The following is a 23698-nucleotide window of genomic DNA, read 5'->3' as shown; positions in this document are numbered from 1 at the left end:
AGGGTACTTAAGCCCAACGAAACCTCGCAGCTCCCTGCCGGACTCGCATGCCGACCGAGGTGCGATCGAAGAAGCTCGACAGATCGCGAGGATCGATCGCGCGATCAGACCTCCGCGTAATCGTCGATGTACTTCTCGTTCAGTTCCCACTCGCCGTCGCCGTTCCGGACCATGTATTCGCCGTAGTAGGGAACCCGGTTTGCGACCGTCTCGCGGAACGCCTCGCGAATTTCGGGTTTGGTCATCTCGCCCATCGGCCGGAGGTCGTCGTTGCGGTTGAGACATCCCTTCAAGTAGCCCTCGTGGGTGACGCGGACGCGGTGGCAGTTCGCACAGAAGGTGGGGTTCTCGACGGGATCGACGATTTCGACCATGCCACCCTCGCCTTTTCCTCCGCCGATCCAGTACCGCTTGCGATCGTGCATCTCGCGGCGCTCGATCTCGTCGGCCTGTTCGGCGAGCCAGTCGTGAACCCGCCCGATATCGATGTTCCACTCCGGCTTGCCGGTCAACTCGGGCATGTATTCGATCAGCTGCAACTGGAGGCCCTCGTTTTCTGCGACGTGATCGACCATCTCCGGAACGTAGCCCGCGGTGTGTTCGAAGACGACCATGTTGAGTTTGACCGGGTCGAGGCCGGCGTCGAGCGCCGCTTCGACGCCCTCGATGACTCGATCGTAGGCGCCGCTTTTCGTGATCTCGGCGAAATCCTTCGGATCGAGCGCGTCCTGGGAGACGTTGACGCGCTCGAGGCCCGCGTCGACGAGCGCCTCGGCGCGGCCCGGAAGGAACGTGCCGTTGGTCGTAAGCGAAACCTCCATCCGATCGGGGGTCCGTTCGATGATCTCCTCCAAGTCCTGTCGGAGCATCGGCTCACCGCCGGTGAACTTCACCGCGTCGACGTCGAACTCGGCCGCGACCTCGAGGAAGCGAACGACGTCGTCGGTCGACATCTCGTCGTCCTGTGGATCCATCGGCCCTCGCGTATCTCCGAGTCCCTCGTTGTGGCAGTAGACGCAGTCGAAGTTGCAACGGTCGGTCAGCGAGACCCGGACCCCGGTTACCTCGCGCCCGAACTCGTCCGAGAGCATACCGCTCAGTTGCAGTCGGAACCGCTTAAACGCGCCGGGCATTTCCGCCCTTTCGCAACCGATTTCGGTTTCGAATCGCGTCTTTCGGGCCGCTCGCACGGCCGATCGCGCCGGGTGCCGAGCGGTCGTCGATCGGGTCGCACCCGCCGATCCGATCGGCGGAACCGAGACCTGGACGACGGCGGCAGACGGGACGAGTGTATCACTCTTGGTCCTGGGCGTTGTGCGAGTATCCGCCATGAGTACGATCGCCGAACTCACGATCCCCGCCGAGGAGTTCGCCCTTCGGCGAACGCTCGAGGCGTCGTCGGGGGTCGACATCGAGATCGAACGCGTCGTCGCGTACGATCCGGAGTACGTCATGCCCTACGTCTGGTTCGCCGCCGACGAGTCGACGCTGGGGGCCGTCGACGACGCGATCGGGGACGATCCGACGGTCGACGAGGCCGAACTGCTGACGGACCTCGGAAACGAGCGACTGTACCGGATGAACTGGATCGACGACGTCACCGTCGTGATCCACATGCTGACCGAAGAGAAGGCGACGATACTCGACGCGACGGTCGAGGACGAGTACAAACGGTGGCGCTTTCGCGTCCTCTTCCCGGAACGGGACGCGCTCTCGCGCACCTACGAGTTCGCGACCGATCGGGGGATTTCGATCGACGTCGAGAAGATCCACCAGCTCGACGAGACCCACCAGGGCCGGTACGGGTTGACCAGCGCCCAGTACGAGACGCTGGTCCAGGCGCTCGAGCGAGGTTACTACGAGATTCCTCGCAACGTTGATATGGAGGAGCTGGCCGACGAACTCGGTATCTCCCACCAGGCGCTCTCAGAACGGCTCCGGCGGGCCCACCGCGCGCTCGTCGGGGAGGCGATCGAACTCGGTGGACAGGACGGAGATCGATCGTAGATCGCACCCGCGGGCACAACACCTACCCACGTCAATCACGAACCGGCGGATATGGACGACGATATGCTCGCAGATCAGCGTCGACTCGTCGAACTCGTCGAGGAGGAAGGGTGGGACGTGACCGACGTCGAGTTGTCGGCGTACGACAGCCCGTGGGCCGACGAGGACGATCCCGAGGCGACGGTGACGATCACGGCGCGAAAACCGTACGAGAGCGACGAGGAGGACGGCGAGGACGAGGACAATCCGTTTCGGTTGAAGTGACGATCGGACGCGGCGATGAGCAGACCAATTCTTCGAGTTCGATCCGATCGGAATAGCCGTCGTACTCCGTTTCACTGGAGGCGGTCGATTCGATTTCCGATGCGACAGTGCCGTTGAAACCTCAGTTGGTCACCGCCTGGGATGAACCAGTCGGTGGATCGGTGTGCGTATCTACCGGCAACGACGCGGCCCTTGGCTCGGTTCCGTATCGCTCACGAGTACACCGTAACGTCGAACTTCCCCTGCCATCTGTATTCTCGATTCCCCCATCGAAACGTCGGCGCAACAGCACCTAACACGAGGAGGATGGGCAATAGAATGAACGACGGGTACGAAAGGAAAACGGACGGGCGGCGGATTTTCGCCGCGCGATACGTCCAGAACCCGACGAGCGTGGTAATCGAGATCCCTGCCAGCGGGAAGACGACTGCACCGAGGGCGAGCGCGAGAAAGACGCCGATCCCCGCGGTGAACGCCAGGGGATGGTACACGTACCCGGGTTTGATCCACCGTACCACTCGATGGTAGATCTCTCGAAGCGTTCCCGATACCTCGACTCGTCGAATGTGGCCCCGATCGATCCACGGATCGTCGAGGTATTCGCTGAGCAGGTAGTCGTCACCGACGGTACTACGCAATTTTCGGAGGAACTGCTCCTCGTCCATCACATTCCGGTCGAACGCGACACCGCCACCCCAGACGTGACTCCCGGAGAGCACGTCATACGTCACAGTTAGCACGAACACAGGCTCGAGAAGCGGCCAGAATCCATCCCCGACGAACACCGGCACTTCGGTCGCTGCACCGTCTCTGCGCGCGTGTTCCACTAGTCGCTCGAGCCACTCACCATCGTCGTCGCGGTCCACATCGTCATCGGACCAGACGATGATCTCGCTCGTCGCCCGCTCCATACCCGTTGCAAGCGCGTGCGCCTTCCCCGAACACCCGACAGGGTCCCCCGCGACGATCACTTCTGCCTCTGGCGGAGCGGCGGTCCATATCGGATCGTCCTCGGAATCACAGACGATGAATAGTTCATCCGTATCCCGAAGACCAGCAACAATGGAATCCATCGCCGATGTCCTTCGAACCGTCGGGAGAATTACGCTCGCCATACAACACACTCGAATTCGCCAGACCAAATACTTTTTCTACAGTCAAACATAATAATTAGCCCCGGCTAATTCAACGGTACGCTCCCCATCGGTCAGCACCTCGAGCAGATGTCCGGAACCGGTGAAGGGCGGGCGATCGTCGCGGTCGATGAGTTGACCACGTCACGAAGCGACTTCGACAGATAGCGACGTCCGTCGTCGGTACTAGTGCGCGTACTCGAATTTTCCGTGAAAACTGCGGTATCCTCCCGCTGGTGCCGGTGACCTGGACTGATCGGGCCCGTTCGGGAAATCGAACGGTCAGTTCCCGATCAGCCCTTGATGTTACACACCGGGAACGTCCGCGCCACCTTGTCGCCGATGCCGAGTTCGTCCGAGACGCGGACGACTTCGTCGACGTCTTTGTACACCCCCGGCGCCTCCTCTGCGACCGTCGCGCCCGACTGGGCCTTCACGTAGATCCGATCCTGTTCCTGGAGCTGCTGTTGGACGTCGCCGCCCCAGTACTCGTTTTTCGCTTGCGTGCGGCTCATCAGCCGACCCGCGCCGTGGGCCGTCGAGCCGAACGTGAGGTTCATCGAATTCTCGCCGCCGCGCAACACGTAGCTGCCGGCGCCCATGCTGCCGGGGATGATCACGGGCTGGCCGACGTCGCGGTAGGCCTTCGGCACCTCCGGATGGCCCGCCGGAAACGCTCGCGTAGCTCCCTTCCGGTGGACGTAGAGTTCGCGCTCCTCGCCGTCGACGGTATGTGCCTCTTTCTTCGCGATGTTGTGGGCCACGTCGTACAGGAGGTGCATGTCCATCTCCTCCCAGGACCGATCGAACACCCGCTCGAACACCTGTCGGGTGCGGTGCATGATCAGCTGGCGGTTGACCCACGCGAAGTTGATCGCGGCGTTCATCGCGCCGTAGTAGTCCTCGGCGAGTTGCGAACCGGCTGGCGCGGCCGCGAGCTCCTTGTCCGGAAGCTGGTTCAGCAGGCCCTGGTGTTGCTGTTCGATCTTCCGCAGGTAGTCGTTGCACGTCTGGTGGCCCAGCCCGCGAGAGCCGCAGTGGATCAGGATGACGATTCGGTCTTCCTCGAGTCCGAACGCCTCGCCGACCTCGTCGTCGAAGACGTCCGTCACGCGCTGGACTTCGAGGAAGTGGTTGCCCGAGCCGAGCGAGCCGATCTGGTTCTTCCCGCGATCCTTGGCCTTCTGGCTCACCTTCGAGGGGTCGGCGCCCGCTCGCATCCCCTCGTCCTCGCAGTGCAACAGGTCCTCCTCGACGGCGTGGCCGTTCTCGAGGGCCCAGTCGACCCCACGGGCGAGGATCTCGTCGACGGCGTCGACGCCGGCCTCGACGATGCCGCCCCCACCCAGTCCCGAGGGGACGTTCGCGAACAGCGAGTCGACGAGTTCCTCCTCCCGGCCCTGAAGCTCGTCGTAGGTGAGGTTCGTCCGCATCATCCGGACGCCGCAGTTGATGTCGTAGCCGACCGCTCCCGGCGAGATACAGCCGTTCTCGGCATCCAACGCGCCGACGCCGCCGACAGGAAAGCCGTAGCCCTGGTGGCCGTCGGGCATGCAGATCGCGTAGTTCGTGATTCCCGGCAAGTGGGTCGTGTTTTTGATCTGCTCGAGCGTCTTGTCGTCCTGGATCTGCTCGAGCAGCGCTTCGCTCGCCAGCACCCGCGCCGGCGCGCGCATCCCGTCCTCCTGGGGGATCTCCCAGACGTACTCCCGCACCTGTTCGAGCGTGATTCCGTCCGCGTCGAACGTGGCTTCGCTCATGTGTGAACGTGGGATCGCGACGATGAAAGGTGTTCGTCTCTCGATCCGCCCTCGCCAGTCACGCTCACCATCGCCCACAGCACCGATCGATCGCGAGCGCCACGGGGACCGACCGGCAGAGCGGCGATCACACGTCGAAGACGACGTAGGCCTCCCACCCGCCGTCGACGCGCTCGAGACGCATCTCGGAGTAGGTCACAGCCTTCACCTCGCGAGCGTCGACCGCCGCCAGCGGGACGCCGCGGGCGCTGGCTTCGAGGACCCACTCGTCGGCGTCGGTCCGATCGCCGTCAGCCGCGGGGCCGTCGATCGACTCGACGCGGTTGTCGACCGGGAGCTCGCCCCTGACGTCCCGGAGGTAGACCAGTTCGTCGAGGTAATCGAACAGTAACGCCTCGCGGCTCTCTGCCCGAACCGAGACCGAGAACCGATCGTCCGGTTCGGGCGGGATCTCGTCGCACGTCGCGGCGGCGAGGCCGTCCGCGACGGCGGCGAAAACGTCGGACACCGACTCGCCGGTCGCCGCGACCGCGACGTCCGCCGTGTGCGCTCGCAGTTCGAAGCCCATCTGCTCGATCGGTGGCGCCGAATCGAGGTATGCCCGTCGGTTCCGCGACGGTTCCGGGTTCGGACCGTTCGCGCCGGTGCCGGCCGCGGTGAATCACAGACTGCGTAGGGGTTCCCTCCCGCGTTACGGGGTCGAAACTGCCGGTGGAATTATATTGGCGACGATGGTAGGCTATGGTAGTGAGCGTCAACATCGACAGTCGCGTCGTCACCCCGGGCAGTGACGACTTCGTCGACGAAGCGTGGGAGCTCAAAGAGCGGATAAACCGGGAAGAAGGCGTCCTCAAGCAGCGGTACGATTTCTTTACCGACGCCTATCGCCGCTCGAAGGTTCACTGTTACGTCCGGGATGCCGATCTCGTGGGGTTCGCGGCCGTGCGACGGGACGGGTACATTCTCTTTCTGGCCGTCTCGCCCGACTGTCGCGGCGAGGGGATCGGAAAGCGCCTCGTCGCCCGCGTCGTCGAAGAACACGACACCGTCACGTGTCACGCACGGACGAGCAACGAGAACGCCCTCCAGTTCTACGAACGCCTCGGGTTCGAGATCAAACGCAGAATCGACGGCTACTACGAGGACGGCGGCGACGCCTACTACCTGAAACTCGGCGCAGACGCCGGGATCACCGATCGGATCTCGGATCTGATGCGGCGGTGACGAGTCCGCGATTACCGTTCTCGGTCGCTGTCGACGAATAGCCGAATATCGTCCGCGACGCCGCCTTCTTGATCCGCCGGAACGCGATCGAACCATCCGATCTCCGGCCGATCGGCCCCCGGGCCGTCGTCGGGGACCGGTCTCCTCGCCACGGACGTCGCTCGAAAGACGACGTTGTACATGGTGGTCCGCCGATCGGGGTCGTCGGCCGGGTGGAAATCGACGCGGCGGAGGCGTTCCGGCCGATCGAGTTCGACGTCGATTCCGATCAGGGTTTCGACCGCGCGACGACCGGTCGCGACCCAGTCGTCGCCGGACTCGACGGGAGCGGCGACCAGCGTCCACCCGTGCGAGCCGTCGTCGACCAGGAGGACCTCGCCCTCGTCGTTGGTGACGCCCACCGCGACGTGGCTGTCGACGGTTTCGCGAACGGTCTCGAACTCCGATCGGGTGACGTTGCGGGTCTCCTCGCGGACGTCGACGTTCTCGCGGTCCAGCAACCGTTCCGGATCGAACAGGGAGTCCATCACCCGCCGAAGTTATTTTCCGAGCTACAAAATCCCGGTGAACCGAACGCGGCCGAGTCGGTTCGGCCGCGGCTCGGAACGGGTCTCGCGACATCGGGTCATTCGGCAGGATTATACTTCCACACTCGAGAGTACCCGAGGCGTATGGAGGAGCGAACGAGGGCCTATCTTCGGGGGCGATTTCGGGACCACTACCGGCGGACGGAGCTGACGCCGCCGCCCGCGGCCAACGAACGCGAGTGGGGCTTCATCCCCTGGACGGACGGGCCAGGGACGACGATGGTACGGCACCGATCGTTGCTGGAGCTCGGCGAACTCTCCGAATTTCTCGTCCGCAAGCGTCCGCGACACGTCTACTTCTCCGCGGGGCGATTTCGCGATCCCGGTGCGAGTTCGATGGGCGAAAAGGACTGGCAGTCCGCGGACCTTGTCTTCGACCTCGATGCCGACCACCTCCCGAACGTCACCCTCGGCGAGGACTCCTACGCGGAGATGCTCGCCACCTGCAAGGACGCTCTGTTCCGACTGCTCGACTTCCTCGAAGATGACTTCGGCTTCGATGACCTGGAGATCGTCTTCTCGGGCGGGCGGGGCTACCACGTGCACGTTCGCGACGAGAACGTCCTGCACCTCGATCGCGAGCACCGCCGCGAGATCGTCGACTACGTCCGCGGGATCGGCCTGAACTTCGACGAACTGATCGAAACGGAGACGGTCGCGGGGCTCGGACGGCGGACGCCCACCGAACGGCGAACGCTCCGGATCGACGGGGGCTGGGGCGGGCGGATCCACGACCACTTCATGGCCTTCGTCGACGATCTCCTCGAGATGGACGAGGACGACGCCCTTGCGCGCCTCCAGGAGTTCGACGGCATCGGCGACGGGAAGGCGCAGGCGACCCTGAACGCCGCCCGGAACAACCGCGAGGGACTCGAGGCTGGCAACGTCACCGTCCACACCGCGGTCGCCCAACTCGCCGAGCGCTTCGCCGCGAAAGCCGTCGACCGCGACAACGCGCCGATCGACGAGCCTGTCACCACCGACACGAACCGGCTCATCCGGCTGCCGGGCAGCCTCCACGGCGGGAGCGGCCTCGAGACGGTGCGGCTCGATCGCGACGAGATCGACGACTTCGAGCCGCTGGTGGACGCGGTTCCGGACACCTTCAAGGGGCACGAAATCACCGTCGACGTGAGCCGAGGCGGCGAGGTCGAACTCGGGGGGAATAGTTTTACAGTCGCGGAGGGTGAACAGTCACTACCGGAGTACGTTGCCGTGTTTCTCATGGCGCGCGGCAGGGCCGAAAAGGAGAAAGAATGAACTTAGACGAGTTGCGCACGGTACAGAGCAAGGAGCGCCAGAAGGACAGCCTCCAGAACCTGCGCCCCTCGTTCTACCAGGAGGTCGGCGAGTACATCGCCGACCTGGAAGCCGAGCGCGAACGCGTCGCCGAGCGGGCCGCCGATCCGTTCTCCTCGCCCGAAGTCGGTCGACTCACCGACGAGATCGAGACGGCCCGCGACGTCGTCGAGGCCATCTACGAGCGCCGCATGGGGAAACTCGTCAAGCAGGCCAGTCTGTCCGCCGCCGGAATGCCAGCGGACGACGAGGGCCTCACCGCCGAGGAACAGGACCTCTTCGAGGACCTCGTCGATCGGATTCAGTCGAACAAGAGCCGAGTGCTCGACACGCTCGACGACATCGAGGAGACGGCCGACCCCGCCGACGCCGGTGCTGCGACGGATCCGATCGACGGCGCGGGAGCGCCCGCGGGCGGCGCCGAGTCCGACCGGGCCGAGGCGCCGTCCGACGAACCCGACCCGTCGAACTCGACCGACCCCGCTCGAACCCACGCCGATGGGTCCAGCGAGGGCGGCGTTTCGCCGGCGGACGTGATGGGCGGGGACGCGCCGACCGAGGGGGTGACGGCCCCTTCCGATTCCGCCGCCGACTCGCCCGATCGCCGCGAAGGGGTCCTGACGGACGGACCAACCGCGGAGTCGGCGGCCGACGCGGCGGAATGCGATACGGAGCGTCCGACCGACGACGGAGCCGACGGCGTCGAGCGGCTCACCGTCCGGATCACCCAGGATATCGGGTCGATCCTCGGCGTCGACGACCGCGAGTACACGCTCTCGCGGGACGACGTGGTTACCCTCCCGGAACAGAACGCGACCCCGCTGGTCGACCGGGAAGCCGCCGAACCCCTCGACTGATCGCCCGCGGGCCGGCGCCGTCCGTGGCCGTCTTCAACCGGAATCGGCCACCCGTAGTCCGCCGGCGCGTGATTTTCGATCGCAAAATATACAACGGTACTCGCTAACACCATGCCATGCTCGACGTAGGCGACGACGCGCCCGAATTCGAACTTCCGAACCAGCACGGCGAGGCCGTCCGCCTGTCCGACTTCGAAGGGCAGCGACTCGTCGTGTACTTCTACCCGCGCGCTAACACCGAGGGCTGCACGACCGAAGCCTGCGGCTTCAACGACGCGAAGCCCGCGTTCGACGACCGGGACGTTTCGATCGTCGGCATCAGCGACGATCCGGTCGCCGACGTCGCCGACTTCACGGCCGACTACGACCTCGAATTCGATCTCCTCTCGGACGAGTTCGGCGAAGTCGCGACGCTGTACGACTCCTACGGCGAGAAGCGCATGTTCGGCAACACCTTCGACGGCGTCTTCCGGAACACCTACGTCGTCGGCCCGGACGGGACGATCGAGGCGGTCTACGAGGGCGTGACGCCGGCGGGACACGCCGACGAGGTGCTCGAAGAACTGGACGGCCGATCGGCGGAAGTGGCGTCGTAATCCGTCCAGAGCGATTTTTTCACTGACGGCGTTCGGTAGCCGACGGCCGGTTAGAGGCCGGTGACGATCTGAACGGAGCCGACGACGATCCAGACGATGAGCACGTAGTTCAGCACCGTAGAGACGAACGCGTACATGGTCGCTCGCCCGAAGGGATAGGACGCGATTCCCGCGGGAATCAGGATAAAACTCCCGACGTACGGGACCAGGTTCGTAACGAAAATCCCCACCCCGCTGTAGCGACGAAACAGGCGGTTCGCTCGGGCCAGTTGGTCGTCCGAGATCGTCACGCCGGGCAGCGATCGGACGCCCTCGATCCCGTATCGAGCGGCGAGGAGATAGACGAGCACCTGTCCGCAGGTGTAGCCGAGCGAGGCGACCAAGATGCTCAGTACGATCGTCCGACGGGGCGCGGAGACCGCGAGGATGAACCCGGGGAGAAAGACGGACGTCGGGAGCGGCTTACCGACGATCGCCCCCTTGAGGACGAACAGCACGAACAGCGCCGGAAAGCCGAACGCGAGCAGGAACGAGAACCCGACATCGACGGCGGAATCAATCATGCGTGTTACTGACCTCATCTGCGTCGGATCGCATCTGCTTTTTGATTCGGCTTGGTGCGTGATTCCAATCGGTACTGACGCCGGTAGCCCAGCACCCGCCCCTTGATTCGAGCCGAATTGGTTCCCGGTCGGCGGACCGTTCGACGAAAACCGTCGCACGTCGATCGTCGATCGTCGATGGTTCGGGCGGCGAACGCGGCGGTGGCGGAGACGTATTTTCGCGCCGCGCCGACTCGACGAGGGCGTGCACGGAGATATCCGGTGAAAGGCCCATGTCCGTCGACCGCTTCCGTAACTCATGGACGGAGATCTCGACAGAACGGACATGGCTATTCTGCACGTTCTTCAGGACGACGCTCGAAACGTGACGACCGAGGAGATCAGCGACAGGGTCAACCTTGCCGCGAGCACCGTCGCGACTCGAATCGCGAGTCTTGAGGACCGCGGCGTGATCGCGGGATATACGCCGCTGATCGACCACGAAAAGGCCGGATTCGGACAGCACATGCTGCTCGTCGGAACGATCGCCGACGCCGATCGGGACGATGATCGTTTCGCGGGTGAACCGCATCGAGAACGTCATTTCCGTCAAGGAATTGCTGGTGAACGACGAAAATCTCCACATCGAACTGATCAGCCGATCGCAGGAGCGGGCCGAAGCGGTCGCCGACGGACTGAACGAGATCGGAGTCGAGATCTCGAAAACGGGCGTCATAGTGGCGGAGCGGGACCGGACGTTCAACCACTTCGGAAAGAAATACACCGCTCGCCCGTGATTTCCATCCACAGTTCTGCTGAATTTTACGCCGACGCGCAAGAACGGCCGGCGTGGTTTACGTGCTCGTCGGATATTATTCTATTCCCGACATGATTTAGGGTGCCGCGATCGAACCGCACGGTGTAATGCCTACGTGTCGTCCACCGAGCGACGAACGGAGTCGGCTTCTCACCCGAATCGTCGCCGAAGTCGCCGGAGTTCGAGATCGCCCACCGGAACCCGAATCGCGCCCGCTCTACGATATCGTCGATCCCGAAGCCCTCGAACGGGTGGTTCGGTCCGCAGCGGATGCGTCGCTCGAGATCCGATTCGAGTACGACGGCTGTACGGTGACGATCGACGCCGACGGTCGCGTCACCGCGGACCGAACGGTCCGGCGGAGGCGACTGGCGCCGCTGAGGCTTGACCCGATTGCGCGCCGTTGGAAACAGCGGATCGAACGACGCGTCCGCAGAGCTCCACCCTCATCGAAGTCTACCGAATCATCTGTCGTCCGTGCCGAGAAGTGCGAATCGCAGACGGGCTCGCGAACACGCAGGAGGCGTTCGACGAACACGCCGAAAAACGGCGCCGAGTAGTACTGCTCGTTCTCGCTCGCTAAACCGGCATTTCGGCGGCCGAGGAGCGCGACGGGCCGGGATTCACCGCGTCGCCGTGCGGTAGCGACCGGACCGCCCGGTGAGACGGAACGGGTTCGATCGCCCCGGATCCCGGATCAGCCCGGAGGGCAGCGGCCGGCGGGAGAACCGGCGTCTAGTCGACGCTTACTGGAAGGTGCGGCCGAGCTGTTCTTCTTCCTGGGCCGGTTCGGCCTGCTGGAACTCCTCTTCGATCTCCTCGTAGCGCTCCCGGGTTTCGGGGGTGACGCTGGCGTTGACCTCCTCGAGGGCGTGCTCGAAGTGGTCTCTGCTGATGCGGACGTTGCCGATGGTGTCGCCGATCTCCTCGGGATCGACCGAGTTGATGAACTCGCGGCTGGCCGCCATCGAAGCCTCGCGGCAGACCGCCTCGATGTCGGCGCCGACGTAGCCCTCCGTTTCGCTCGCGAGCCAGTCGAGGTCGACCGCGTCGGCCAGGGGCTTGTTGCGGGTGTGGACCTCGAAGATCTTCTTGCGGCCGTCCTCGTCGGGGACCGGCACGTGGACGTGGCGGTCCAGCCGCCCGGGACGGAGCAGCGCCGAGTCGATCAGGTCCGGCCGGTTCGTCGTGGCGATCACGACGACGTCCTCGAGTTCTTCGAGCCCGTCGAGCTCCGTCAGCAGCTGGGAAACGACGCGCTCGCCGACGCCGGAGTCGCCCTGGCGCTGGCCGCGTTCGCCCGCGATCGAGTCGATCTCGTCGAAGAAGATCACGGTCGGGGCGTTCGACCGGGCCTTCTCGAAGACCTCGCGGACGCCCTTCTCGGACTCGCCGACGTACTTGTTCAGCAGTTCGGGGCCCTTGATCGAGATGAAGTTCGACTGGGCCTCGTTGGCGACGGCCTTCGCGAGCAGCGTCTTGCCGGTGCCCGGCGGGCCGTACATGAGGACGCCCTTCGCGGCCTCCATGTCCATGGCCTCGAACACCTGCGGGTAGTCGAGCGGCCACTGGATCGTCTCGCGGAGGCGCTCCTTGGTGTTCTCGAGGCCGCCGACGTCGTTCCACGTGACGTCCGGGACCTCGACGAAGACCTCGCGCATCGCCGAGGGCTGGATGCCCTTGAGGGCCTCCTTGAAGTCGCTCTCGGTGACCTGCAGTTGCTCGAGCACCTCGGCATCGATCTCCTCCTGTTCGAGGTCGAGCTCGGGCCGGATGCGCCGCAGCGCGGTCATCGCGGCCTCGCGGGCCAGCGACTCGAGATCGGCGCCGACGAAGCCGTGGGTGTTGGAGGCGTAGTGATCGAGGTCGATCGACTCCTCTAAGGGCATCCCGCGGGTGTGGACCTGCAGGATCTCCTTGCGGCCCTCCTTGTCCGGGACGCCGATCTCGATCTCGCGATCGAACCGGCCGCCGCGCCGCAGCGCGGGATCGATGTCGTCGATGCGGTTCGTCGCGGCGATGACCGTGACCCGGCCGCGCTCTTCGAGCCCGTCCATCAGCGACAGCAGCTGGGCGACCACGCGGCGCTCGACGTCGCCGCCGGCCTCTTCGCGCTTGGCGGCGATCGAGTCGAGTTCGTCGATGAAGACGATCGCAGGGGCGTTCTCCTCGGCCTCTTCGAAGACGTCGCGGAGTTGCTCCTCGCTCTCGCCGTAGTACTTCGACATGATCTCCGGCCCTGAGATCGTCTGGAAGTGGGCGTCGATCTCGTTGGCGACGGCCTTCGCCATCAGCGTCTTGCCGGTGCCCGGCGGGCCGTGCAGCAGGACGCCCTTCGGCGGCTCGATGCCGAGTTGCTGGAACAGCTCGGGGTGGCGCATCGGCAGCTCGATCATCTCGCGGACCTGGTCGAGTTCGTTGTCCAGGCCGCCGATGTCCTCGTAGGTCACGTTCGGGACGCCTTCGGCCGAGGGACCAGCGCCCGACGTGACCTGTTCGGCCGGCGTCTCCGAGATCTCGATGTTCGTCGAGTCGGTGATGACGACGGTGCCCGAGGGCGAGGTGCCCGCGATCTTCAACGGCACCGACTGTCCGGAGCTCGCCATCGGCCCGAACGAGAGCGAGAACGGAACCGTCTGCCCCTCGGTGACCGCCTGTCCGGAGAGCTTATCGCGGACGAGCGGGCCGATGTCGCCGCGGATGCGCAGGTTCTGCGGGAGCGCGACGGTGACGGACTTCGCCGGGTTGACGTCCGCGTGCTCGACGGTGACGCGATCGTCGATGCCGACGTCGGCCTCCTGACGAAGCCGACCGTCGATCCGGACGATCCCTCGCCCCTCGTCCTCGGGATAGCCGGGCCAGACCCGGGCGACGGCTCGCCCGTCACCCTTGCCCTCGATCACGATGTAATCGCCGTTCTCCAGATCGAGTTCGCGCATGGAGACGCGATCGATCGCGGCCAGTCCGCGGCCGGCGTCCTTCTGTTTAAGCGGTTTGACAGTGAGCTTCATCAGTGGGCCTCCAAGTCGATAGTGAGTACGCCGTTTTTCATAAACGTGTGCGCGTCAGCTGCGTCCTCCGGGAGTTCGATTTCGTACTGTTCCCCGTTGGCGACGACGATAACGGTGTCGTCGACCAGGTCGACCGAGGCGTCCGCCCCGGCCGAACCGAAGTCGACGGCCAGCACCATCCGGTCGTCGTACTCGTACCGGCGGGCCATCCGCTCGTCGTCGTGAACGAATTGTTCGAGTGTCATCGTTAACTAACCCAAGGTAAGCACCCATACTATATATCTCTTTCTACGAGTAAATCGGTGACGGCGTGGGGATGTCAGAAACACAGTTGTTCGCAGTTCACAGTTCCTGGCACGACGAGAGATGGTAGTGGAAGCGGGCGAAAACGAGCGGGCCAGCGGAGTTGTGGTCCGCGATCGGATCGAGTCTTTATACCGGTTCCTGCCGTTCGAAGGATTATGGAGACGGTCACGCACCACGGCCGGGAGACGGCCTACGACGTCACCGACCGGGGAGGGGATGGATCGCCGATCTGCTGCGTCCACGGAAGCGGCGGCTCGCGCGATATCTGGGCGCCACAACGACGGCTCGCCGATCGCGCGCCGATCGTCCGCGTCGACCTGAGCGGCCACGGCGACTCCGAGGACGTCGACGCGGACGCCGGATACACGGCGCTCTCAGCCTATGCGAGCGACGTCATCGCCGTCGCCGAGGAGATGGACAGCGGGATCCTCCTCGGCAACTCGCTCGGCGGCGCCGTCGTACAACACGTTCTGCTCGAGCGCGACTTCGATCCGGACGCGGCCATCCTGGCCGGGACTGGGGCCCGTCTGGGCGTGCTCGAGGATCTCCTCCGCTGGCTCGAACGGGACTTCGATCGCGCCGTCGAGTTCCTCCACGGCCCCGATCGACTCTTCCACGACCCCGATCCCGAGGTGGTGGAGCGCTCGAAGGAGGGGATGTACGAGTGCGGTCAGGCGGTCACGTACCGGGACTTTCTCACCTGCCACGAGTTCGACATGCGCGATCGACTCGACGAGATCGACGTCCCCGTGCTCGCGATCTACGGCGAACACGACCGGTTGACCCCGCCGTGGTTCCACGAGTACCTGGCCGACGAGATCGACGACGCCGACCTCGCGGAGATCGAGGGCGCGGCTCACTTGGCGATGCTCGAACGGCACCGGGCGTTCAACGACGCGGTCGCTGAGTTTCTGGATTCGATCGAGTGAGGGCGGCGGTCGAACCGCGACCGGGCACCTGCGACGCTCTGAGTTCGCTACCCGCCGCGATCGAAAAACGCCGCCCCCGGCGATCGGCTCTCGATTTTCGTCCGCGATGCCCCTCAGTAGAGATCGTCGAGGTCCGCTTCCTCGTGGCTGTGCTCTTCGGCGGGGAACTCGCCGGAGTCGACGGCCGCGACGTAGTCGCCGACGGCGGTTTCCATCTCCTCGCGGACATTCCCGAACTGCTTCGAGAACGACGGTGACCACTCGCTCAACCCGACGGCGTCAGTGAGCACGAGCACCTGGCCGTCACAGTGCGGCCCGGCCCCGATGCCGATCGTCGGGATGTCGATCGCTTCGGTGATCTCGGCCGCGAGGTTCGACGGCACGTGCTCTAAGACCAGCGAGAAGGCGCCGGCGTCCTCGTGGGCCCGCGCGAGGTCGAGGATCCGTTCCGCCTCGTCCTGGTCGGTTCCCTGGCGCGGGTAGCCGCCGTACTGGTTGACGCGCTGTGGCGTCAGTCCGAGATGAGCCATCACCGGGATGCCGAGTTGTACCATCTTCTCCGTGAGGTCGACGGTGTGCGGGCCGCTCTCGAGTTTGACCGCGTGGGCGCCCTCCTCTTTGAGCATCCGGCCCGCGTTCTCCAGGCTGTCCTTCTCGTCGACGCCGAAGGAGAGAAACGGCATGTCGGCGACGACCAGCGCGTCCTCGACCGCGCGCGAGACGGCGCCGACGTGGTGAGCGATGCCGTCGACGGTCACCGGCACCGTCGTCTCGTAGCCGAGCCGCGCGTTGCCGACGCTGTCCCCGACGAGGACGACGTCCACGCCCGCCTCGTCGACGATCTCGGCCGTCGGCGCGTCGTACGCCGTGAGCATCGTGATCGGCTCCTCGCCCGCCTTCGCCCTGAGGTCCCGTACGGTAGCCATACCTACGCGTTCGCCTCCCGGAAGTAAACGTCACCGCTTGTCGATCGACGTTCCGTGCGCGACCGGCCGGGAGACGCAAGACGCTGCGGCGGCCGTCAGCGCCGGTCGAGAGCGTACCCGCGGTGCTTAATAGCCCCCGGTCGACACCAACTCATGTGCCGGAACCAATCGAGACGACCGATCCGGAGGGTGTCGATTACGGGTGGGTGATGCAGGTCACCTTCGTTCTCACCATCCTGCTTGGATCACCGATCGTCGCCGTCCTTTCGACCGGCGCCGATCTGCCGACGTGGGGCGATCGCGCCGAGTTCGCCGTCCGCGTCGGTGCGCTCGTCTGGTTCGTCGTCGCAGTCGTCACGTTCGCCTACGCGAAGCGCCATCAAGAGGGCTGAGAGGCCGGTCGGTCACTCCGCCCGACCGTCGCCGACGTACTCGAAGTCGACGCCGGCCCGATCTGCCGTCCGCTCGTCCGTCGCCGAGTCGCCGACGAAGAGCACTCGGTCGGGGGCGGCGTCGAGGGCTCGAACGGCCTCGAGAAGCGGTTCAGGATGCGGCTTTTGCGTTCCGACCGTGTCGCGGCCGACCACGGTTTCGACCCCCTCGGCGAGGTCGTGTTCGGAGAGCGCGATCCGACAGGCGTCCTCGCAGTTGAGCGAGCAGACGCCCACGGGGACCGAACGGTCGAGCAGCTCGTCGGCGCGCGGAAGTCGATGCGATCGGCGGGCGCCCGCTCGCTCGTGCGAGGCGATCGCGTCCTCCACCGGGTCGACGACTCCGTGGTCGTCGGCGGCCTCGAGCATGTCCCACAGGCCGTTTCCGGGCGGATCGATCGCGGCGTCTTCGTAGACGCGGCGGACGTCCCGTTCGACGATACTCCAGTCGACGTCGAGGTGGACGACCGTTCCGTCCAGATCGTAGACGACGGCGTCGTAGCCGGTCATTGGTCGCGGTACGCACGGAGAACGAATAGCGACTTCGATACACTGGCCTCGTGAATTTGGGCGGCTCGCCCGGCTCGCGTCCCGTCAGCCGAGCAATTCGCGCGCGATCACCGTCTTCTGGATCTCCGTCGTCCCCTCGTAGATTTCGGTGATCTTGGCGTCCCGGTAGAGCCGTTCCACGTCGGTCTCGGTGACGTAGCCGTAGCCACCGTGGATCTGGACGGCCTCGTTCGCGACGAACATCGCCGTCTCGCTGGCGAAATACTTCGCCATGCTGGCCTCCAGGGCCGCGTCGTCCGTCGTCCGCGTTTCGGCGGCGTCACGGGTCAACAGGCGGGCCGCCTGCGTCCTGGTCTGCATCTCGGCGAGTTTGTGCCGGATCGTCTGGATGTCCGCGATCGGCCGGTCGAACTGCTCGCGATCCCGACTGTAGCGAATCGCCTCGTCGAGCGCGCACTGGGCGAGACCGACCGACTGGGCGGCGATCGCGATCCGGCCACCGGTGAGGATGTGGAACGCGGCGGAGAGGCCCTTACCCTCCTCCGTCAGCCGGTTCTCGGCGGGAATCCGGACGTCGTCGAAGGTCAGGCTCGTGGTGTCGCTGGCCCGTAGGCCGAGTTTATCCTCCTTCTCGCCGACGGTCAGACCATCGACGTCGCCCGGGACCAGAAACTGCGTCACCGTCGACGGGTCGTCCCGATCGGTCTTCGCGAAGAGGATGTACACGCCGGCCCGCTTTCCGTTCGTGATCCACTGCTTCTCGCCGTTGACGACGTACTCATCGCCCTCCCTGCGGGCTTCCGTGGACATCTCCGCGGGGTTCGATCCGGCGTGGGGCTCCGAGAGGGCGAACGCGCCGACGGGCCGCCCCGTGGCCATCTCGGGCAACCAGCGCTCCTTCTGTTCCTCGCTGCCGAACTCCGCGAGACAGGACGTGGCGAGCGAGTGGACGGAGAGCGCCGTCGCCACGGCGAGCATCCCGTACGCGACCTCCTCGTTAACGATTGCCGCCGTCACCGGACCGGCGTCGTAGCCGCCGTACTCTTCCGGAACCGTCAGGCTCGTCAGATCCAGTTCGGCGAGTCCGTCCCAGACGTCCTCGGGAAACTCCTGGCTCCGATCGGCCTCCAGCGCCGTCGGTCGGATCTCCTCGCGCGCGAACTCTCGAACCACGTCCCGGACCGCCGCCTGCTCGTCGGTGAGTTCCATAGCGCCCCATTCGACCCGGGTGGCAAAAATCTCCGCGACATCGGTCGGCGACTGTTCGGGTTCGAACGGAGCCGGAGTACGACGGTCTCGACGGTCCGTGCCGGCCGATCACCACTCGAGGTCGTCGATCGACTCGAGGCGATCGCGCAGCTCGGCCGTCGCCTCCTCGTCCTTCAGTCGGAGCGGACTGCGGAGGGGGCCGGCGTCGAACTCCCGCAGCCGCAGGGCGGTCTTGACGCCGGACATGTACGCGCCGCCCGCCTTGAACGCGTCACGGACCTCGAACATCGTACTCTGCAGTTCGCGCGCCCGCTCCTCGTCGCCGTCGGCGTACGCCTCGTAGCAGTCGACGACCAGTTCCGGAAAGGCGTTGGCGACCGCGCTGACCGCGCCGCTGCACCCGATTTCCAGCCCGGTGAAAACGAGCGAGTCCGAACCCGCGAGAAACGTCAACTCCGGGTGGCCGTCGATCGCCTGTGCGAGCCACGGGACGTTCTTGCTCGAGTCCTTCACGCCCGCGACGGCGTCGATCGCGGCGAGTTCCGAGAGCGTCGACAGCGAAAGCTCGTTGCCGGTCTTGCTGGGAATGTGGTAGATGTAGAGCGGGAGCGAGACGGCGTCGGCGACCGCCCGGTAGTGGTCGAGGGCGGCCCGGCCGTCCAGCGGATAGTAGTAGGGCGTCACGACGACGATGCCGTCGGCGCCGACCGACGCGGCGTGCTCGGCGCGGGCGATCGTTCGGTGCGTGCTGGGCGCGCCGACGCCCGCGATGACCGGGACCTCGCCTCCCACCTCGTCGACGACCGCCTCGACCACCCGATCGCGCTCGTCGTCCGACAACAGCGGGAACTCGCCGTTCGTCCCCAGCGGGAAGACGCCGTGGACGCCCCGATCGACGACGAACCGCGCGTGGGCGGCCGTCGTCTCCTCGTCGAGGCTCTCGTCGTCGTGGAAGGCGGTGACGGTCGGCGGAACGACACCGTGCAGTGAGAGCGGATCCGCGGGTGCTGGATCGTGAGAGACCATGGTGGGGCCGTCCACCGAGAGGGGGATAAAACACGGTCTTGCGGGCGCCAGCGGGGCGGGTAGGACGGGAGCACCAGGCGCTCGTCGGCGGGTCGGACGATCGTCAGTCGATCGCCATCTCGTTCGCGGGATCCTCGATCTGCTCGCTCGCGAGTACGCGGTTGGCGCGGCGGAGCCGCTCGGAGAGGGCCTGGTGGGAGATGTCGAGTTCGTTGGCCAGTTCCTCCAGCGAGATCTCCCTCGGGACGTCGTAGTACCCCTGGCGGTACGCCTCGGCGATCGCCTCGCGCTGGGGTTCGGTCAACGCCGCCGTCGCCTCAAGATTCTCGTCCTGTCCGGCCTCGACCATCCGCCTGACATCGACGTGAACGCCCGCCGACTCCATCGCCTCGACGGCGTTCGAGAGTTCGTCTCGCTCCGCGAACAGGAGGCGGAGCGTCCACCGACCGTCGACGAACCGCACGCCGAGGACGGTCCCGCCGTGGGCGTACAGCGTCCCACAGACCGAACTGACGTCCTCGTCGTACTGGATCTGGTACAGGTACTCCTCGTCGTCGGTCTCGCCGTTCTCGAGGAGTTTGTGGTGTTCGGCGACGGTCGGATCGTCGTCGAGGGCCCGATCGAGTCGATCGACGTCGACGTTCGAGAACCAGACCAGCGGCATCGTCCGGGTCGGCCCCTCGGCCACGACGCTTTCGACGCGGAGTTCGAGGTTCTGGAGCGACTGGACGGTCGGTTCGAGTGCGAACTCGGCGGCCGAGAGGGTCACTTCCGCGATCGTCGTCACGGTGAACTCACCTCCGCGTGGCCGCCCGAGTCCGATTGGCGAACGACGCCGCTGCTGTCGTGGTACCGTGACTCGAATCGTCTCATAATTTTGCAGCCGATCCGCTGGTTCGAGACGGGAGCGAGCGGACGACGCGACGCGGCCCGTTCCGCAGAACGGTTCGTCGATCCGAGGACGATCGGCCGCGCCGATCCCCGCTCGACTCTCATCCGGATCGTGCTACTAGCCGTGAGACACCGAGTGCCGTTGATCGACGGGCCTTGGTGTTCCGGTGCTTTAAGACGGGTAACCGTATCGGGGAGAACGAGCGCGATATCGATAGGAAACGCCACGGAACGGGCGGAACCACCGGCGTCGATCAGTCGAGTCGAGCCAGCCGATTGAGCGCGTAGATCGTGCGCAAGACGTCGACGCTCTTGCCGCGATCGAAGACGAGTTCGTCGGTGTCGAGGACGTGTTCGAGGGTATCGCGGGAGGCGTGCTCCGGCGCCGCGGCGATCCCGGCGTCGGTCTCGTCGACCCATTCCATGACGCGGAGGTCGCTCTTCGAATCGCCCATCACTAGCGCGAACGGCTCCGCGATCCCGAGGACCTCGAGCGCCCGCTCGACGCCGACGACCTTGTTGAGTTCTAAGCTGCCGATCTCGGCCGCGTCGGCCTCGTAGTAGGCGACGTCGATCCGCTCCAGGACGTCGGCGAGGGGGTCCGGAACCGCGTCCGCGTCGAGGTCGGGGTACTCGCCCTCGCCTTCGAGGACGGCCCTGATCTCGGAATCCTGGGCGGCGTAGAACGCCCGCGTCCAGTCGCGGATCGGTTCGCCTTCGATCGCGACGAGGTCGGATTCGTCGGCTCCCGCGTCCTCGCCGCGATCTCCCGCCTCGTCCGCGTCGGGCTCCGCGACGTTGCGCTCCGCGTCGAAGCCGAGCGCCGTTCCGATCGCGTCAGCCAGCAGGTCGATCAGGTACACCAGCGCCTCGTCGATGATCTCGCGCGCCCTCGTAGCGCCGGTCTCGTAGTTGGGCTTCATCGTGACGTTGAACTCGTTGCCCTGCAGGTGACAGCCGCGTCGCAGGTTCTCCGGCGCCTCGGGGAGCACGCGGGCGCGAACGTCGTCGAAGACGTCGCGGATCTCCTCGTCCAGGTCCTCGTAGAGCAGCTGCTTCGTCTCGGCGCCGTGGCCCGGGGTGAACACGCCCGTTCCCGCCTCGTAGACGATCGAGAGGTTCCCGGAGTGGACGATCTCGCTCCCTAACCCTTGGATCGCGAAGCCTTTGACGTTCTCCAGGGTCTGACCCGTACAGATGACGATCGGCACGCCCGCGTCGTGAAACTCCGTCAGCACGTGCAGCGTCTCGCGGGGGATCTCGTTGTCCGTTCCGCCGGCCGATCGGAGCGTCTCGTCGACGTCCAGTACGAGGACGTTCACCGCCCGTTCGTACTTCGCGTCGAGATCGAGCGCGGTGAACGCCTGGTCGCGGGTCGCCCGGGCGGCGATCTCCGCGAACGTCTCCCCCGCGGCGAAGTCCGATCGGATCTCGTCCTTTCGGTCTTCGAGTTCCTCGTGCGCTTGCTGCCAGTGTTCGAGGGCCACCCGCGAGTCGACGGCCGGAAAGATATCGACGAACTCCTGATACTCCCGGAGCGCCTTCGTGTCGTACTCGTCGTAGAGGCGATAGACGAGATCGTATCGTTCCATGTCCCTTACAGGCGTCGGCAGCGGGATAATCGTTTCCAGTCGACGAACGGGGACGCCGCCCGGATCGCGCCGAACGCACCGCGCCGCCGTCGCGGAACCGCCCGTCGCACGAATCGCCTGCCTCGCAGCATTGATAAAAGCAGCCCCCGAACTCGAAGCCATATGAAAAACGTCGACGACCTCATCGAGAGTGCAGCCGAGCTCGCGTCCCGGGGGCTCTCGAAGGGCGAGATCGCGGACGAGTTGAACGTCTCCAGAGAAACGGCGAGCTGGCTCGTCGAGCGCAGCGGCGCGACGACGCAGCCGACCGATCAGGGGGGAACGGAAGCGGAAGGCGCTCGCGCGAGCGGGCCGCAGGACATCCACGTCGACTGGTCGGCGATCGGCCGCGACAGCGGCCGCATGAGCGCCATCGCCTCGGCGATGGCCGATCTGCTCGCCAAACACGGCGAAGACGTCGACCTCACGATCGGAATCGAGAAGGCCGGCACGCCGATCGCGACGCTCATCGCGCGCGAGCTCGAGACCGATCTGGGGACGTACACGCCGGCGAAACACCAGTGGGAGGAAGGCGACATCGATGACCTCGGCGGCACCTTCTCGCGGAACTTCGCCGGGATCCGCGACCGCGAGTGTTACGTCGTCGACGACACGATCACGAGCGGCACCACCATGCGGGAGACGATCGACGCCATCCGCGCGGAGGGCGGCGAGCCGCTGGCCTGCGTCGTGCTGGCGGATAAACAGGGCCTCGAAGAACTCGACGGGGTCCCCGTCTACTCGCTGTTACAGGTCATCAGCGTCGGTCAGGAAGAGTAACCGCGAGACGAGCGCGCGGAAGCCGTCGACACGCGGGTCCGGACCCGTACACTGGCAGGCAGTGATCTTTTCGCCGTAACGGTATCAGTAGGGCTAATGAGTACTCCGTCGACAGCAGACCGCGTTCGATCGCGCTCCGCGTCGTCCCGAGTCGCGTCGCGGTCGGAGCCACCGCGACAGCCGACGGATCGGTCGTTGCTTCCGGGTCGATCGATCGTCCGGCAGTCGAAGGCGGGTGAGTTCGGATGACCCGACTGAGCCGCCGACAGTACGTCGGTGCGGCCGCGGCGACGGGACTGGCCGCGCTCGCCGGCTGTAGCGATCTGCTCGACGATATCGACTCCCAGAACGAGGAACCCGTCGGCGAGGAATCGAACGCCAGCGAGAACGGGGGCGGGTCCGAAGACGAAATCGACTACGAGAACGTCGAGGGGAGCATTTCGTTCGTCCGCCCGTCCGACGGCGACGAGGTCACGAGCCCCGTCTCGATCGAACTCGAGGTCGAGAACTTCGATGTGACGCCGGCCGGCGACGAACCCCAGCAGGGCGCCGGCCATCTGCACGTCATCGTCGACGAGGGCTGCGTCGAGCCGGGCGAGCTAATCGAGTTCGACGAGGGGTACGAACACATCAGCGACGGCGAACTCGAAACGCAACTCCAGATGGATCCCGGGGAGTACGACCTCTGTGCGCAGGCCGGCGACGCCACCCACCACGCGTACGCGCTGACCGACGAAATTTCGATCGAGGTGACCGAGGACACGAGCCAGGAAGGCGCGGAGGGCAACCCGCCGGACGAACGGAATCAGAGCGAGTCGGGCGACGCCGACGACGAAAACCCGATAAACGTGAACGAGACGGAGAACGAGACGGAGAACGAGTCGGACGGCGAAAACGCGAGCGAATCGGGCGGCGAGTGACGGCCCGCGCGGCGACGGCGCGACGGGCCGCGGGAGGCGATC

26 protein-coding genes and 1 pseudogene are annotated in these 23698 nt (G+C 65.6%); 13 read left to right on the top strand and 14 right to left on the bottom strand.

Annotated features, from left to right (window positions below):
- Positions 1-104 precede the first annotated feature (104 nt).
- Positions 105-1091 carry a GTP 3',8-cyclase MoaA gene (gene moaA / locus MUH00_RS18850; RefSeq protein ID WP_247001263.1) on the bottom strand — a complete coding sequence of 329 codons (987 nt, stop codon included), beginning with the start codon at positions 1089-1091 and terminating at the stop codon, positions 105-107.
- Positions 1092-1329: 238 nt separating this feature from the next.
- Here moaA and MUH00_RS18845 point away from each other — a divergent pair, with 238 nt between their 5' ends.
- Positions 1330-2007, top strand: a complete 678-nt coding sequence (locus MUH00_RS18845) for a helix-turn-helix domain-containing protein (protein WP_247001261.1) — start codon at positions 1330-1332, stop codon at positions 2005-2007.
- A 51-nt stretch (positions 2008-2058) separates the two neighbouring features.
- Complete coding sequence (locus MUH00_RS18840; protein WP_247001259.1) at positions 2059-2271, top strand: hypothetical protein; 213 nt, start codon at positions 2059-2061, stop codon at positions 2269-2271.
- 212 nt (positions 2272-2483) lie between these two features.
- On the opposite strand, the gene MUH00_RS18835 is transcribed toward MUH00_RS18840, so the two are convergent.
- The 3 genes from MUH00_RS18835 to MUH00_RS18825 all read right to left on the bottom strand — a co-directional run bounded on the left by MUH00_RS18835 (position 2484) and on the right by MUH00_RS18825 (position 5732).
- Complete coding sequence (locus MUH00_RS18835) at positions 2484-3386, bottom strand: glycosyltransferase (RefSeq protein WP_247001258.1); 903 nt, start codon at positions 3384-3386, stop codon at positions 2484-2486.
- 311 nt (positions 3387-3697) lie between these two features.
- Positions 3698-5164 carry an RtcB family protein gene (locus MUH00_RS18830; RefSeq protein ID WP_247001256.1) on the bottom strand — a complete coding sequence of 489 codons (1467 nt, stop codon included), beginning with the start codon at positions 5162-5164 and terminating at the stop codon, positions 3698-3700.
- Positions 5165-5291: 127 nt separating this feature from the next.
- Positions 5292-5732, bottom strand: a complete 441-nt coding sequence (locus MUH00_RS18825) for an archease (protein WP_247001254.1) — start codon at positions 5730-5732, stop codon at positions 5292-5294.
- Between the two features lie 179 nt (positions 5733-5911).
- Between MUH00_RS18825 and MUH00_RS18820 the strand changes: the two genes are divergently transcribed.
- Positions 5912-6388 carry a GNAT family N-acetyltransferase gene (locus MUH00_RS18820; protein ID WP_247001253.1) on the top strand — a complete coding sequence of 159 codons (477 nt, stop codon included), beginning with the start codon at positions 5912-5914 and terminating at the stop codon, positions 6386-6388.
- A gap of 11 nt (positions 6389-6399) precedes the next feature.
- Here MUH00_RS18820 and MUH00_RS18815 read toward each other — a convergent pair whose 3' ends face one another.
- Positions 6400-6915, bottom strand: coding sequence for an NUDIX hydrolase (locus tag MUH00_RS18815; RefSeq protein ID WP_247001251.1), 516 nt, complete (start codon positions 6913-6915; stop codon positions 6400-6402).
- A 144-nt stretch (positions 6916-7059) separates the two neighbouring features.
- Here MUH00_RS18815 and priS point away from each other — a divergent pair, with 144 nt between their 5' ends.
- The 3 genes from priS to bcp all read left to right on the top strand — a co-directional run bounded on the left by priS (position 7060) and on the right by bcp (position 9727).
- Positions 7060-8235 carry a DNA primase small subunit PriS gene (gene priS, locus MUH00_RS18810; protein ID WP_247001249.1) on the top strand — a complete coding sequence of 392 codons (1176 nt, stop codon included), beginning with the start codon at positions 7060-7062 and terminating at the stop codon, positions 8233-8235.
- A complete protein-coding gene (locus MUH00_RS18805) occupies positions 8232-9131 on the top strand; it encodes a DNA replication complex subunit Gins51 (RefSeq protein ID WP_247001247.1) in 900 nt (299 codons plus the stop codon). The genes priS and MUH00_RS18805 overlap by 4 nt, the downstream gene beginning before the upstream one ends.
- 116 nt (positions 9132-9247) lie before the next feature.
- Positions 9248-9727 (top strand): thioredoxin-dependent thiol peroxidase, encoded by a 480-nt coding sequence (bcp, locus tag MUH00_RS18800; RefSeq protein ID WP_247001244.1) that lies wholly within the window; start codon positions 9248-9250, stop codon positions 9725-9727.
- A 50-nt stretch (positions 9728-9777) separates the two neighbouring features.
- On the opposite strand, the gene MUH00_RS18795 is transcribed toward bcp, so the two are convergent.
- The gene (locus MUH00_RS18795; protein WP_247001242.1) at positions 9778-10290 is read right to left on the bottom strand and encodes a DedA family protein; all 513 of its coding nucleotides are present in this window, start codon (positions 10288-10290) and stop codon (positions 9778-9780) included.
- Positions 10291-10588: 298 nt separating this feature from the next.
- Between MUH00_RS18795 and MUH00_RS18790 the strand changes: the two are divergent.
- The 3 genes and pseudogenes from MUH00_RS18790 to MUH00_RS23240 form a co-directional block, all read left to right on the top strand.
- Positions 10589-10684 (top strand): annotated as a pseudogene (locus tag MUH00_RS18790) (winged helix-turn-helix transcriptional regulator); the annotation flags it as partial.
- Between the two features lie 208 nt (positions 10685-10892).
- Positions 10893-11066 (top strand): hypothetical protein, encoded by a 174-nt coding sequence (locus MUH00_RS18785; RefSeq protein WP_247004092.1) that lies wholly within the window; start codon positions 10893-10895, stop codon positions 11064-11066.
- A 127-nt stretch (positions 11067-11193) separates the two neighbouring features.
- Positions 11194-11646, top strand: a complete 453-nt coding sequence (locus MUH00_RS23240; RefSeq protein ID WP_425603027.1) for a HalOD1 output domain-containing protein — start codon at positions 11194-11196, stop codon at positions 11644-11646.
- Between the two features lie 186 nt (positions 11647-11832).
- Here the strand turns inward: MUH00_RS23240 and MUH00_RS18780 are convergent, their stop codons facing one another.
- Positions 11833-14097: a CDC48 family AAA ATPase gene (locus MUH00_RS18780; protein ID WP_247001240.1), complete on the bottom strand. Its 2265-nt coding sequence runs from the start codon at positions 14095-14097 to the stop codon at positions 11833-11835.
- The gene (locus MUH00_RS18775; protein WP_247001238.1) at positions 14097-14342 is read right to left on the bottom strand and encodes an Hsp20/alpha crystallin family protein; all 246 of its coding nucleotides are present in this window, start codon (positions 14340-14342) and stop codon (positions 14097-14099) included. Before MUH00_RS18775 ends, MUH00_RS18780 begins: the two co-directional genes overlap by 1 nt.
- 216 nt (positions 14343-14558) lie before the next feature.
- Between MUH00_RS18775 and MUH00_RS18770 the strand changes: the two genes are divergently transcribed.
- Complete coding sequence (locus MUH00_RS18770; RefSeq protein WP_247001236.1) at positions 14559-15332, top strand: alpha/beta fold hydrolase; 774 nt, start codon at positions 14559-14561, stop codon at positions 15330-15332.
- A 113-nt stretch (positions 15333-15445) separates the two neighbouring features.
- Here the strand turns inward: MUH00_RS18770 and panB are convergent, their stop codons facing one another.
- Positions 15446-16258, bottom strand: coding sequence for a 3-methyl-2-oxobutanoate hydroxymethyltransferase (gene panB / locus MUH00_RS18765; protein ID WP_247001234.1), 813 nt, complete (start codon positions 16256-16258; stop codon positions 15446-15448).
- 155 nt (positions 16259-16413) lie between these two features.
- Here panB and MUH00_RS18760 point away from each other — a divergent pair, with 155 nt between their 5' ends.
- Positions 16414-16650 carry a DUF5822 domain-containing protein gene (locus MUH00_RS18760; RefSeq protein WP_247001232.1) on the top strand — a complete coding sequence of 79 codons (237 nt, stop codon included), beginning with the start codon at positions 16414-16416 and terminating at the stop codon, positions 16648-16650.
- A gap of 12 nt (positions 16651-16662) precedes the next feature.
- On the opposite strand, the gene MUH00_RS18755 is transcribed toward MUH00_RS18760, so the two are convergent.
- From MUH00_RS18755 to MUH00_RS18735, 5 genes are all read right to left on the bottom strand, one after another.
- Positions 16663-17199 (bottom strand): HAD family hydrolase, encoded by a 537-nt coding sequence (locus MUH00_RS18755; protein ID WP_247001231.1) that lies wholly within the window; start codon positions 17197-17199, stop codon positions 16663-16665.
- 84 nt (positions 17200-17283) lie between these two features.
- Positions 17284-18408, bottom strand: coding sequence for an acyl-CoA dehydrogenase family protein (locus tag MUH00_RS18750; protein ID WP_247001229.1), 1125 nt, complete (start codon positions 18406-18408; stop codon positions 17284-17286).
- A 108-nt stretch (positions 18409-18516) separates the two neighbouring features.
- Positions 18517-19434: a dihydrodipicolinate synthase family protein gene (locus MUH00_RS18745; protein ID WP_247001227.1), complete on the bottom strand. Its 918-nt coding sequence runs from the start codon at positions 19432-19434 to the stop codon at positions 18517-18519.
- 103 nt (positions 19435-19537) lie between these two features.
- On the bottom strand, positions 19538-20221 hold the full coding sequence (locus MUH00_RS18740) for a helix-turn-helix domain-containing protein (protein ID WP_247001225.1): 684 nt from the start codon (positions 20219-20221) through the stop codon (positions 19538-19540).
- A 358-nt stretch (positions 20222-20579) separates the two neighbouring features.
- Complete coding sequence (locus MUH00_RS18735) at positions 20580-21917, bottom strand: HAD hydrolase family protein (RefSeq protein ID WP_247001223.1); 1338 nt, start codon at positions 21915-21917, stop codon at positions 20580-20582.
- Positions 21918-22079: 162 nt separating this feature from the next.
- On the opposite strand from MUH00_RS18735, the gene gfcR reads away from it, so the two are divergent.
- Positions 22080-22736 carry a transcriptional regulator GfcR gene (gene gfcR, locus MUH00_RS18730; RefSeq protein ID WP_247001221.1) on the top strand — a complete coding sequence of 219 codons (657 nt, stop codon included), beginning with the start codon at positions 22080-22082 and terminating at the stop codon, positions 22734-22736.
- 245 nt (positions 22737-22981) lie between these two features.
- Complete coding sequence (locus MUH00_RS18725; protein ID WP_247001219.1) at positions 22982-23656, top strand: DUF4399 domain-containing protein; 675 nt, start codon at positions 22982-22984, stop codon at positions 23654-23656.
- Positions 23657-23698: the final 42 nt, after the last annotated feature.

The sequence above is a fragment of the Halosolutus gelatinilyticus genome (assembly GCF_023028105.1).
In the GTDB taxonomy this organism is placed as follows: domain Archaea; phylum Halobacteriota; class Halobacteria; order Halobacteriales; family Natrialbaceae; genus Halosolutus; species Halosolutus gelatinilyticus.
This window is presented reverse-complemented; position numbering and strand designations above follow the sequence as displayed.